At 69.0% G+C, this 12,069-nt stretch carries 8 protein-coding genes; 2 read left to right on the forward strand and 6 right to left on the reverse strand.

Annotation, left to right across the window (positions count from 1 at the left end; all coding sequences use genetic code 11):
• Nucleotides 1-197: 197 nt before the first annotated feature.
• From WS91_RS16635 to hrpA, 5 genes are all read right to left on the reverse strand, one after another.
• Nucleotides 198-1,007, reverse strand: coding sequence for a competence/damage-inducible protein A (locus WS91_RS16635; protein WP_059670629.1), 810 nt, complete (start codon nt 1,005-1,007; stop codon nt 198-200).
• A complete protein-coding gene (locus WS91_RS16640) occupies nt 1,004-1,837 on the reverse strand; it encodes an EI24 domain-containing protein (RefSeq protein ID WP_038748772.1) in 834 nt (277 codons plus the stop codon). Before WS91_RS16640 ends, WS91_RS16635 begins: the two co-directional genes overlap by 4 nt.
• 688 nt (nt 1,838-2,525) lie before the next feature.
• On the reverse strand, nt 2,526-3,515 hold the full coding sequence (locus tag WS91_RS16645) for a sterol desaturase family protein (protein WP_059577133.1): 990 nt from the start codon (nt 3,513-3,515) through the stop codon (nt 2,526-2,528).
• Between the two features lie 19 nt (nt 3,516-3,534).
• Complete coding sequence (locus WS91_RS16650) at nt 3,535-4,527, reverse strand: YVTN family beta-propeller repeat protein (protein WP_059577130.1); 993 nt, start codon at nt 4,525-4,527, stop codon at nt 3,535-3,537.
• A 101-nt stretch (nt 4,528-4,628) separates the two neighbouring features.
• A complete protein-coding gene (gene hrpA / locus WS91_RS16655) occupies nt 4,629-8,804 on the reverse strand; it encodes an ATP-dependent RNA helicase HrpA (RefSeq protein ID WP_059670630.1) in 4,176 nt (1,391 codons plus the stop codon).
• A gap of 23 nt (nt 8,805-8,827) precedes the next feature.
• Between hrpA and argA the strand changes: the two genes are divergently transcribed.
• Nucleotides 8,828-10,204, forward strand: coding sequence for an amino-acid N-acetyltransferase (argA, locus tag WS91_RS16660; RefSeq protein WP_038748765.1), 1,377 nt, complete (start codon nt 8,828-8,830; stop codon nt 10,202-10,204).
• A gap of 51 nt (nt 10,205-10,255) precedes the next feature.
• Nucleotides 10,256-10,531, forward strand: coding sequence for an oxidative damage protection protein (locus tag WS91_RS16665; RefSeq protein ID WP_038748763.1), 276 nt, complete (start codon nt 10,256-10,258; stop codon nt 10,529-10,531).
• A gap of 141 nt (nt 10,532-10,672) precedes the next feature.
• Here the strand turns inward: WS91_RS16665 and WS91_RS16670 are convergent, their stop codons facing one another.
• Nucleotides 10,673-12,004 (reverse strand): MFS transporter, encoded by a 1,332-nt coding sequence (locus WS91_RS16670; protein WP_038748844.1) that lies wholly within the window; start codon nt 12,002-12,004, stop codon nt 10,673-10,675.
• Nucleotides 12,005-12,069 lie beyond the last annotated feature (65 nt).

The raw sequence follows: 12,069 nt of genomic DNA on the forward strand, positions 1-12,069 counted from the left end.
CGGTCGGGTCGGTCGGGTCGGTCGGGTCGGTCGGGTCGGTCGGGTCGGTCGGGTCGGTCGGGTCGGTCACGCAAGATGCGACGCCCGTCGGCGTCGACGGGCATGCGGCCCGGGCGCGATCAAGCGCCCTTCCTCTTTTCTTCTATCGCCTGGCAATCTTGCATCGGCGCGGCGATGGCCTGCGCCGCCCGCCCGGCTCAGCCGCGTTGCGGCTCGACGACATCGCCGCCGAGCAGATGCACGCCTTCGCGCAGCTTCACGAACGCGGCCGCGACCGCTTCCGGCTCGCCCTTCACGCCGAGATCGATGTGCCGGCGCGCATAGATCCCGCCCTTTTCCGCATCGCCCACGCTCGGCAGGCTGAACACCCGCACGCCCGGAAAGTCGCGCTCAATCTTCTCCATCAGCGGCGTCAGCGTCGATTCGGGCAGCTCGAACACATAAAGCGAACGCTCCGCGTGCGGCGTCGCGTGGTGCAGGTGCGCGTACTTCGTGTCGAGCACCCATTCGATCATCGGCCACGCCATGACCGGAAAACCCGGCACGAAGTGGTGGTCGGCGCACGAAAAACCCGGAATCCGGTTGTAGCCGTTCGGAATGATCGTCGCGCCGCGCGGAAACACGCCCATGTTGAGGCGATGGCGGTTCTCGGGCGAATCGAGATCGACGGGCGTCGCCGGGTCCGTGTGCGTCTCGCGAATCCGCTCCTCGATCAGCGCCTTCGCCTGCGGGTGCAGCTCGAGCGGCACGCCGAGCGCGGCGGCCGCGCACTGGCGCGTGTGGTCGTCGGGCGTCGCGCCGATGCCGCCCGTCGAGAACACGATGTCGCCCGACGCGAACGTGCGCGCGAGCGTCGCCGTGATCCGCGCGGGATCGTCGCCGACGTACTCGGCCCAGCCTAGCGCGAGCCCCCGCGCGCTCAGGAGCTCGATCACCTTTGCGAGGTGCTTGTCTTGGCGGCGGCCGGACAGGATCTCGTCGCCGATGATGATGATGCCGATGGTCATGCTTGCCTCGTCAAATCCGTGGAAGTCGCGCTCGCCGCCGCCGCGCGTTGATCCTGCAGCGCGCGCAGGCAATAGAAGCCGAACCACAGCGCCGAAAACACCAGGATGAACGCGTAGACCCAGATCATCGCGGCGGCGACGAACGGAAACAGCACCATCATCCAGATCGACGACACCCAGATGAAAGTCGGCACGGTGCCGAGCAGCCCGCTCGCGACGCCGATCCCGAAGAGCGGCCAGCGATGCTTGCGGACGAGCATGCGGCGCTCGTCCGCGCTCGCGTGCAGCGCGAGCGCGTCGTAGGTCATCACGCGGTACGTGAGCCAGCCCCAGATCACGGGCGGCAGCAGCGCAAAGAACGGCGGAATCAGCCACAGCGGCACCGTGACGATCAGCAGCACGATGCTCGCGAGCGCGGCCCACAGCGAATTGAACACGCTGCCGAACCAGTTGCCGCCGCGCTTCATCTCGAGCGATGCGAACTGCCGCTTCGACAGATGGGTGACGACGGCCGGCATCGACAGCGTCGCGATCAGCAGCAGCACGGTCAGCACGATGAGCGGGATCGTGAGCGACACGACGACGAACGGCGCGACGACCGCATGCAACTGCGACGCGCCGATCGCGTTGAAAAACTTATAGAGGAGCGCCGTCAGCGCGAAGCCGTCGAGCGCGGCGCGCGCGGCGTCGACGAGCGGCTGCCACGCGAACCACAGCACGACGCCCCAGACCACCGCGGCGACGATAAACGGCATGAAGGTGAGCCAGAGCATCCGCGGGTGCAGCGCACTCGCGAGCGCCCGGCCGAAGGAGCGCAGCAGATCGTTCATGCGGGACGGATCATCGATCGAGAATTGGGAAAGGCTCGGAAAGGATAAACCACGCGGCATGCGCGCGGCAAAACGGGGCGGCAGCACGGCGTCGGATGGCGAACGCGAGAATCGCGCGCATGCGCCGCGGGCGATGGCCGGCGAGCGTCGGGCGATGCGCGATGGGCAACGGAAACGAGAGCGGGCGTGACAGGCAACGGGTGACGAACAAAGGGCAGCGGGCGGTTGGGCGGTTGGGCGGTTGGGCAGCGATCGCGGCGTCGCGCGACCAATATGGCAATGGCCGGCCGCCGAAATACGGTATCAACGGCGAATGAAACCCGAAGCGAAAAGCCGCCCGGCATCGCCCGGGAAACCGCCGCCGCGCTCGCATGCCGTCCGCCGGGCGTCGGGCGTCGGCAAAAGTCCGGACGCGGCCCGAAAACGCGTGAAAACACAGATGGGCAGCGACGGAAATCGCCCGCAAACGAACACAAAGCGCCGCTGAAAGCGCCGCTCGACGCGACGCCGAGAAAGAAGCGACAGACTCGCCGGGGACGACGGCCCCGGGCGGCCCATTCGAAAGACCCGCTTCGCGGACGAAACGCACGGCGCGGCGCGCGCGATTTCCAGCCGGCGCCGCACGCCGCCGCGCACCCCGCCCGAGCCGGCCCGAAACGCCGCTCGCCCCGCCCCCGCCGCGCCCCGCTTACGCCGAAGCAGCGCCGCGCGCCTTCTTCGGCGCGAGCCGCCGTGCGATCCGCACGAACGCGAGCCAGTGCTGCGCCCAGAAGCCGTCGCCATACGACACCCCTTCGTACTGCTCGCGGATTCCCGTCGGCTCCGGCGTGCGGTTCCACGACGCGGTGCGAAACAGCATGTCCCACCACGGGAACAGCACGCCGAAGTTGCAGCCGTATTTCGTGCCCTCGTGGCCATAGCCGACCGCATGATGGCGGCGGTGGAACGTCGGGCTGACGAACAGGCGTTCGCCGAGCCAGCCGAACGGCAGCCTAGCGTTCGTATGCTGGACACTCTGCACGAAGTTCGTGAGCGCGGTCAGCACGACGAACTGCGACGGCGACACGCCGATCACGAGCGCGATCGCCGCGAAAAAGCACGCCTGGATCACGTCGTCGAGCAGGTGATTGCGGTCGTCGCACCAGAGCGACATCTGGCGCTGGCTGTGATGCACCGCGTGCAGCTCCCACCACACGCCGATCCGGTGCTGCCAGCGGTGATACCAGTAGCCGGCGAAATCGAGCACGATCAGGTAGATCGCGAACGCGACGACCGGCTTCGACGTGACGCCCGGCCACAGGTAGTCGAGATTGAAGTTCGAGACGCCGTGGAGGCGCAGCCGCGCCTGGAAGTTGTCGAAAAGCGGCTGCAACGCGAAAAAGAAGAACAGGTTGAAGATCCCGAGCTTCGCGATCAGCGTGTAGATCACGTCGACCCGCGCCTCCTTGCGGTTCGCCCATTGCTCGACCGGGCGCAGCGCCTCGAGCGGGCGCAGCAGCACGTACATCGCGACGACTTGCAGCGCGCCGACGATCACCCAGTAGAGCGCGTCGTACGTGTCCTCGTCGTAATCCATCAGGCCGACCTTGAACATCACCGGCTGCACGACATCGACGTACAGCCAGGTCTGCAGATCGGACACGAAGCCGTCGAGCGCGGCGACGATCATATGCAGCATGAACCGCTCCCCCGCCTCGTCACGCGCCGTTCGGCGCCGTCCACGGTGCCCGGTCGTAGAAATAGATCCCGTGCGGCGAGCGGCCGACCGAAATCGTCTGGATCAGCTTGCGGCTCGGCAGGTCGATCACGCCGACCTTCTTCGCGAAGCGGAACGTCACCCACAGCGTCTTCTTGTCGGCGGACAGCTCCATGTCGTCCGGGCCGGGCAAAAGGCCCGTGATGTCGCCGACGTTCACGAGCGCGTTCTCGTCGATGATGCTGATCGTGTTCGCGACCCGGTTCGTCACGGCGACGTGCGTGCCGTCCGCGAGCGAGCGGAAGTTGTGCGCGCCCTTGCCGGTCGGAATCGTTTTCACGATCTTCTGGTTGCGCCAGTCGACGACGGCGACGTAATCGGCGCCCGTCATCCCGATCAGCACGTACTTGTCGCCGGGCGTGAGCCAGAGGCCCGCCGGCACCTTGCCGACCTTCATCTTCCACTTGACCGTCTGCGTCGCCAGATCGATCGCGGCGAGCTCGCCCGACACCTGCAGCGACACGAGCACCGTCTTGCTGTCCTTCGTGAACGCGAGGTGGCTCGGCATCACCTCGAGCGGCACGCGCTTGGCGAGCTTCAGATCGCGGCCGTCATAGCTGTAGATGTCGACGCGGTCGAGCCGCAGGCCCGCCGCGACGAACCACTTGCGGTCGGGCGAGAAGCCGAGCTGGTACGGATCGTCGATTCCTTCGAGCGTGCGCTGCGGCTTGCCCGTCTTCGGATCGAGGAACATCAGGCTGTTGGACACCGAGTTCGCGACGATCAGCGACGAATTGTCGGGCGTCGCCATCAGGTGGTGCGGCTCCTTGCCGGTCGGATACTGACCGACGACCTGGCGGGAGCCCTCGTCGATCAGGGAAAGCGTCGCTTCGGCCGAATTCAGCACGATCACGTTGTTCGCGAAGGCGGCGACGGGCGCCAGCACGGCGGCGGCAAGCGCGAGCGTGCGGCCGAGGGAGAGGAAATTGCGCATGAAGACTCACGTCGTGGGACTGGCGTGATTGTAAAACGCGCGAGAGCGCCGCCGGTTGACGTCCCGCGCCCGTGTGTGAACCCGCATACTCTGAACCGCGTTCAGCGCTGCATCGACTCCCACACTTTGTAGAGCCGCTTGACCGACACCGGCATCGGCGTGCGCAACTCCTGTGCGAAAAGCGAGATCCGCAGCTCCTCGAGGAGCCACCGGAACTCGGCGAGCCGCGCGTCCGCCACGCCGCCGCGCTGCGCGACCGAGCGCTGATAGTGCTGCGCGAGCGGCTGCAGCTCGGCGAACTGGCGCGCGTCGCGGGCGGGATCGGCCTTCAGCTTGTCGATCCGCAGCGCGACTCCCTTCAGGTAGCGCGGGAAGTGCGCAAGCTGCACGTAAGGCGTGTCGACGACGAAGCGCTTGCCGACGAGCGCCGCGAGCTGGCCCTGCATGTCCGCGTGCGCGGCCGGGAACGGCTTCGCCTGCGCGAGCTTCTTCGCGAGCCCCGCGTATTCGGCGAGGATCTGCCCGACGAGCCGCGCGATCTCCTGCGCGAGCAGGTTCAGGCGGCTCCGGCCCTCGTCGCGGCGCGCGTGGAAGCTCGCGTCGTCGGCGGGCAGCGGCTCCTGCAGGCACGCGCGATCGAGCGCCGTCGCGATCAGCTGGTCGCGCAGCTCGTCCTGCGTGCCGAGCGACATGTACTGCATCGCCATCTCGCGCAGCCCCGGCAGGTTCTTCTCCAGATACTTGATCGGCTCCTTGAGCTGCAGCGCGAACAGGCGTCTGAGGCCCGCGCGGTGAATCCGCGCCGCCTCCTCGGGCGAATCGAACACCTCGACGTCGCAATGCGTGCCGCGATCGACGAGCGCCGGATAGCCGAACAGCGTCTCGCCGCGCCGGCGGATCTCGAGCAGCTCCGGCAGCTTGCCGAAGTTCCACGTCGTGAGGTTCTCGTAGAGCGCCGTCGCGCCGGCGTCGGCCGCGCCCGCTTGCGCCGCCGACGGCGCCGCGGCCTGCGACGACGCGCCGGCGCGCGCACCGGTGCCAGCACCTGCACCGGCGCGGGCGGCGGGCCGCGCGCCGCCCGCCGCAATCGCGGCGGCGGCCGTGCCCGCGCCGTCGCCCGCCGGCGCGAGCGTGGCCGCGGCGGCGATCTTCTGGAAGTGCTGCTGCGCCTGCGCGCCCAGCTCCGCGCGCAACTGCGCGAGATTGCGGCCCATCGCGAGCTGCCGGCCGTGCTCGTCGATCACCTTGAAGTTCATGAACAGGTGCGCGGGCAGCGTCTCGAGCTTGAAGTCGGACGTCTTCGTCGCGACCTGCGTCTCTGCGCGGATGTCGGCGATCAGCGCCTCGACGAGGCCGCCCACGCCTACGCCGGCCGCGCCGAAGCGCTCGGCGCCGGCGCGCTCGACGAAGCCCGCCGCGTACTCGGGCAGCGGCACGCAATGGCGGCGCAGCTTCTGCGGCAGCGACTTCAGCAGCAGTTGCACCTTCTCCTTCAGCATCCCCGGCACGAGCCACTCGGCGCGGCGCGCGTCGACCTGGTTCAGCGCGAACAGCGGCACCGCGAGCGTCACGCCGTCGCGCGGCGCGCCGGGCTCGAAGTGATACGAGAGCGCCATCTCGACGCCCGCCATCGTCGCGCGCTTCGGGAACAGGTCGGTCGTCACGCCGGCGGCCTCGTGGCGCATCAGGTCGTCGCGCGACAGATACAGCAGGCGCAGCTTGTCCTCCGGCTGCCCGCTCTTCCTCACCTCGTCGCGATACCAGCGCTCGAACGCGGCGCCCGTATAGACGCCCTGCGCAATCGCCTGATCGTAGAACGCGTGGATCAGTGCGTCATCGACGAGCACGTCCTGCCGGCGCGACTTGTGCTCGAGCTGCTCGATGTCGGCGAGCAGCTTGCGGTTGTGCGCGAAGAACGCGAGCTTCGTGTCGAATTCTCCGTCGACGAGCGCGCCGCGAATGAAGAGCTCGCGCGCGCGCGCCGGGTCCTGCCGGCCGAACGCGACGCGCCGCCGGTGATAGACGGTGAGCCCGTACAGCGTCGCGCGCTCGTACGCGCTGACCTGCGCCGGGCGCTTCTCCCAGTGCGGCTCCGACAGCGATTTCTTCAGCAGGTGCGCGCCGATCCGCTCGATCCATTCGGGCTCGATCTTCGCGATGCAGCGCGCGTACAGGCGGCTCGTCTCGACGAGTTCGGCCGCCATCACCCAGCGCCCCGCCTTCTTCACGAGCGCGGAACCGGGCCACAGATGGAACTTGATCCCGCGCGCGCCGAGATAGTGCGGCTCGTCGTCGGCCTTGAAGCCGATGTTGCCGAGCAGGCCCGTCAGCAGCGACAGGTGGATCTGCTCGAACGTCGCTTCGGCCTCGTTCAGCCGCCAGCCGTGCTCGCGCACGACGGTCAAGAGCTGCGAGTGGACGTCGCGCCACTCGCGCAGCCGCAGGTGCGACAGGAAATTCTGCCGGCATGCGTCGACGAGCTGCCGGTTGGACTTCTTGTGCGCGACGGCCTCCTCGAACCACGCCCAGATCCTGAGCCACTGGACGAATTCGGAGCGCTCGTCGGCGAAGCGCCGGTGCGCCTGGTCGGCCTGCTCCTGCGCGTCGAGCGGGCGGTCGCGCGGGTCCTGCACCGACAGCGCGCTCGCGATCACGAGCACTTCCCGCAGAGCCTGCTGGTCGCGCGCGGCGAGGATCATCCGCCCGACCCGCGGATCGAGCGGCAGGCGCGCGAGCTCGCGGCCGAGCGGCGTGAGCGCGTTGTCGTCGTCGACCGCGCCGAGCTCGTTGAGCAACTGATAGCCGTCCGCGATCGCTCGGCCGGGCGGCGGCTCGATGAACGGGAACGATTCGATCGCCGACAGATGCAGCGATTTCATCCGCAGAATCACCGAGGCGAGCGACGAGCGCAGGATTTCCGGATCGGTGAAGCGCGCGCGGCCGGCGAAATCGCTCTCTTCGTAGAGGCGGATGCAGATGCCGTCGGCGACGCGGCCGCAGCGGCCCGCGCGCTGGTTCGCGGCCGCCTGCGAAACCGACTCGATCTGCAACTGCTCGACCTTGTTCCGGTACGAATAGCGCTTCACGCGCGCGAGGCCCGTATCGACGACGTAGCGGATGCCCGGCACCGTGAGCGACGTCTCGGCGACGTTCGTCGCGAGCACGATCCGGCGCGCGTTCGACGGCTTGAACACGCGCTCCTGCTCGGCCGCCGACAGCCGCGCGAAGAGCGGCAGGATCTCGGTGTGCGGCGGATGGTGCTTGCGCAGCGCCTCGGCCGCGTCGCGGATCTCGCGCTCGCCGGCGAGGAACACGAGCACGTCGCCCGGGCCTTCGCGGCACAGCTCGTCGACCGCGTCGACGATGCCGTCCATCAGGTCGCGCTCCGCCTCGCGCGCGGTCTTCGCGCGGTCGCGGCCCGAGCCCGCGCCCTCCGCGTGGCGCACGGCGGCCGGCCGGTCGTCGGCGATCGGCCGGTAGCGCAGTTCGACCGGATACAGCCGCCCGCTCACCTCGATCACCGGCGCGGGCCGCTCGTCGCTGCCGAAATGGCGCGCGAAGCGGTCCGCGTCGATCGTCGCCGACGTGACGATCAGCTTCAATTCCGGCCGCTTCGGCAGGATCTGCTTCAGGTAGCCGAGCAGGAAATCGATGTTCAGGCTGCGCTCGTGCGCCTCGTCGATGATGAGCGTGTCGTACGCCTTCAGCAGCGGATCGGTCTGCGTCTCGGCAAGCAGGATGCCGTCCGTCATCAGCTTGACGGACGCGCCCGGCGCGAGATTGTCGGTGAAGCGCACCTTGTAGCCGACCACCTCGCCGAACGGCGTGCCGAGCTCCTCCGCGATCCGCCGGCCCGTCGACGACGCCGCGAGCCGGCGCGGCTGCGTGTGGCCGATCAGGCCCGAGCCGCCCGCGCCGAGGCCGCGACCGAGCGCGAGGCAGATCTTCGGCAACTGGGTCGTCTTGCCCGAGCCCGTCTCGCCGCAGACGATCACGACCTGGTGAGCGGCGATCGCGCGCGCGATCTCGTCGCGCTTGCCCGACACGGGCAGGCTCTCGGGAAACGTGATCGGCGGAACGGGATTCGGCGCGATGCGCGCGCGCGGCGGCCGGGTGGCGCGAGGGCCGCAATCGCGGCGCTCGGCGCTCGGCGCGCGATCCGGCTCGGGGGCCGTCTGCCGGGGGCGCGGCGGCCGTTGCGCCGACGCGCCGGCGGGGCGCGGCTCGCCCGGCGTGCCCGCGCTTTTTTGAGCGGGACTTTTAGGTACATTCGACATGGGGGCGCATTATAATCCCGCCCATGAATTCCCAAACCGACCTTCCCGCCGCCCAATCGGGCGTCGCGCCCCAGCAATCCGCCGACGAAGCCGTCCATCACGCGCAGTTCGTCGACTGGATGCGCTCCGTCGCGCCCTATATCCACAAGTTCCGCAACAGCACGTTCGTCGTCGGCTTCGGCGGCGAGGTCGTGCAGCGCGGGCTGCTGAGCGCGCTCGTGTCCGACATCGCGCTGCTGCAGGCGATGGGCATCCAGATCGTGCTCGTGCACGGCTCGCGGCCGCAGGTCGAGGAGCAGTTGAGCCTGCACGGCGTCGAATCGGCGTTCTCGCACGGCCTGCGGATCACCGACGCGCGCGCGCTCGAATCGGCGAAGGAGGCGGCGGGCGAAGTGCGCCTCGACATCGAGGCGGCGATCAGCCAGGGCTTGCCGAACACGCCGATGGCGCACGCGCACATCAGCGTCGTGTCGGGCAACTTCGTCACCGCGCGGCCGGTCGGGATTCTCGACGGCGTCGACTTCGCGCACACGGGCGTCGTGCGCAAGATCGACGCGGAATCGATCCGCCATTCGCTCGCGAGCCGCAAGCTCGTGCTGCTCTCGCCGCTCGGCTTCTCGCCGACGGGCGAGGCGTTCAACCTGTCGATGGAAGACGTCGCGTCGGCGGCCGCGATCGCGCTGCGCGCGGACAAGATCATCTTCCTCACCGAGTCGCCCGGCATCGTCGACGAAGCGGGCGAACTCGTGCGCGAGATGTCGCTCGACGTCGCGGCCGAGCTGCTCGACTCGGGCGACCTGCAAGGCGACGACGCGTTCTACCTGAAGCACGCGATCCGCGCGTGCCGCGGCGGCGTCGCGCGCGCGCACCTGATTCCGCAGTCGCTCGACGGCAGCGTGCTGCTCGAGCTGTTCCTGCACGACGGCGTCGGCACGATGATCTCGTACGAGAACCTCGAGAGCCTGCGCGAGGCGACGCCGGACGACGTCGGCGGCATCCTGACCCTCATCGAGCCGCTCGAGACGGACGGCACGCTCGTGCGGCGCGGCCGCCACCAGATCGAACGCGACATCGATCATTTCTCGGTCATCGAGCACGACGGCGTGCTGTTCGGCTGCGCGGCGCTCTATCCGTACTCGACGGAGAAGATCGGCGAGATGGCGTGCCTGACGGTCGCGCCCGAAGCACAAGGCTCTGGCGACGGCGAGCGGCTCCTCAAGCGGGTCGAGCAGCGCGCCCGCGCACGCGGCCTCACGCGGATCTTCGTGCTCACGACCCGCACCGAGCACTGGTTCCTGAAGCGCGGCTTCGTGAAGGCGAGCGTCGACGACCTGCCCGAAGACCGCCGCAAGCTCTATAACTGGCAGCGCAAGTCGCTCGTGCTGATGAAGCAGCTCTGAGCGGCGCGGCGCGCCCTTCCCCCCAGATTACGATTACAGGAGAGGTACACGATGGCCCGGATGATTCACTGCGCGAAGCTCGGCAAGGAAGCCGAGGGACTCGACTTCCCGCCGCTGCCCGGCGAGCTCGGCAAGCGGTTGTACGAGAGCGTGTCGAAGGAAGCATGGCAAGGCTGGCTCAAGCAGCAGACGATGCTCATCAACGAGAACCGGCTGAACATGGCCGATCCGCGCGCGCGGCAGTATCTGATGAAACAGACCGAGAAGTATTTCTTCGGCGAAGGCGCGGACCAGGCGTCCGGCTACGTGCCGCCGACGCAGGGCTGACGCGCGCGGCCGCTTCCGCGCTCCACGTTCCACGTTCCGCGCGTCGGATGAAAACCTCGGGCAGCTATCGCTGCCCGAGGTTTTTTTACGGGCATGCTCCGTGCGCCGAGCGATCGCGCGCCGGCCCGCCGCGCCACGCCGTCACGGCTTCGCGAGCGCCGCGCGCGCCGCCCCGACGTCGGCGCGCCTGCCGCGCTCGAGCGTCGCGATGCACACGAGCGACACCGCCGCGAGCGCGCTGTAGAACGCGGCGAGCGGCCACCACTGGCCGGCGAAACGGTGCGCGAGCAGCGTGCCCGCGAGCGGCGTGAGCCCGCCCGCGAGCGCCGCGCACAGCTGATACGACAGCGAGATCGCCGAGTAGCGCACGCGCACGTCGAATGCGGTGGACATGAAGCCCGCCATCACCGCGTACGAGCTCGACATGCACATCACCGCGATCGCGATGCCGGCGACGATCGCGACGGGCCGCCCCGTCGACACGAGCGCGAACATCGGATACGGCGAAGCGATCGCGAGCGCGGCGGCCGTCTTCAGGAAGCGCCCCGTGCCGATGCGCTGCGCGAACCAGCCGGACGCGAGCTGCGTGCCGAGCTGGATGAACGCGACGACGAACAGGCAATCGAGGATCATCGCGCGATCGAGCCCGAGCGTTTGCGTCGTGTAGTTCAGCATGAACGTATTGACGAACCACGCGCCGGCGACGCCGATCACGTTCGCGCCGAGACAGAGCAGCACCGTGCGCCACGCGTTGCGCACCACTTCTGCGACGGGCAGCGCCGACGTGAGCCGCTGCGCCTTCACGCGCGCGAACTCCGGCGATTCGGCGACGCCCGCGCGAATCGCGAGCCCGACGACGAGAAGCGCCGCGCTCGCGAGAAACGGCAGCCGCCAGCCCCACGACAGGAACGCGTCGCGCTCCATCCCGGCCGCGAGACGAAACGCGAGGAGCGCGAGAATCAAGCCGGCCGGGCTGCCGAGCTGCGCGAACGACGCGAAGAACGTGCGCCTGTCCGCGCCCGCGTGCTCGCTCGCCATCAGCACCGCGCCGCCCCATTCGCCGCCGATCGCGATGCCCTGCGCGATCCGCAGCACGACGAGCGCGAGCGGCGCGACGACGCCCGCCTGCGCATACGCGGGCAAGAGCCCGATGCCGACCGTGCCGAGCGCCATGATCACGAGCGTCGCGACGAGCGCCTTCTTACGGCCGATCCGATCGCCGAGATGGCCGAACAAGAGGCCGCCGAACGGCCGCGCGAAAAAGCCGACCGCGAACGTGCCGAACGACGCGAGCGTGCTGAAGAACGGCTCGCTCGACGGAAAGAACAGCTTGCCGAAGATGAGCGCGGACGCGGTCGCGTAGATGTAAAAGTCGTACCACTCGATCGTCGTGCCGACGAACGCCGCGAGCGCGGCGCGCGCGGGCTGGCCGACCGGCGCGCGGTCGGCGCGGTCATCGTGCAGGGATGTCATCGTTGTCTCCATGTCTTTCATCGGTGGCGCGACTCGCGCGCGCCTTCACCGTTCGGGCCGGATCG

The organism is Burkholderia sp. MSMB1498, from assembly GCF_001526245.1.
Classification (GTDB): Bacteria; Pseudomonadota; Gammaproteobacteria; order Burkholderiales; family Burkholderiaceae; genus Burkholderia; species Burkholderia savannae.

What these genes read in the sequence shown, in the direction of transcription:
- argA (WP_038748765.1), top strand. Translation starts at nt 8,828, where the DNA reads ATGAATTCCCAAACCGACCTTCCCGCCGCCCAATCGGGCGTCGCGCCC.
- WS91_RS16645 (WP_059577133.1), bottom strand. Translation starts at nt 3,515, where the DNA reads ATGCTGCATATGATCGTCGCCGCGCTCGACGGCTTCGTGTCCGATCTG.
- WS91_RS16665 (WP_038748763.1), top strand. Translation starts at nt 10,256, where the DNA reads ATGGCCCGGATGATTCACTGCGCGAAGCTCGGCAAGGAAGCCGAGGGA.
- WS91_RS16635 (WP_059670629.1), bottom strand. Translation starts at nt 1,007, where the DNA reads ATGACCATCGGCATCATCATCATCGGCGACGAGATCCTGTCCGGCCGC.
- WS91_RS16670 (WP_038748844.1), bottom strand. Translation starts at nt 12,004, where the DNA reads ATGACATCCCTGCACGATGACCGCGCCGACCGCGCGCCGGTCGGCCAG.
- WS91_RS16650 (WP_059577130.1), bottom strand. Translation starts at nt 4,527, where the DNA reads ATGCGCAATTTCCTCTCCCTCGGCCGCACGCTCGCGCTTGCCGCCGCC.
- WS91_RS16640 (WP_038748772.1), bottom strand. Translation starts at nt 1,837, where the DNA reads ATGAACGATCTGCTGCGCTCCTTCGGCCGGGCGCTCGCGAGTGCGCTG.
- hrpA (WP_059670630.1), bottom strand. Translation starts at nt 8,804, where the DNA reads ATGTCGAATGTACCTAAAAGTCCCGCTCAAAAAAGCGCGGGCACGCCG.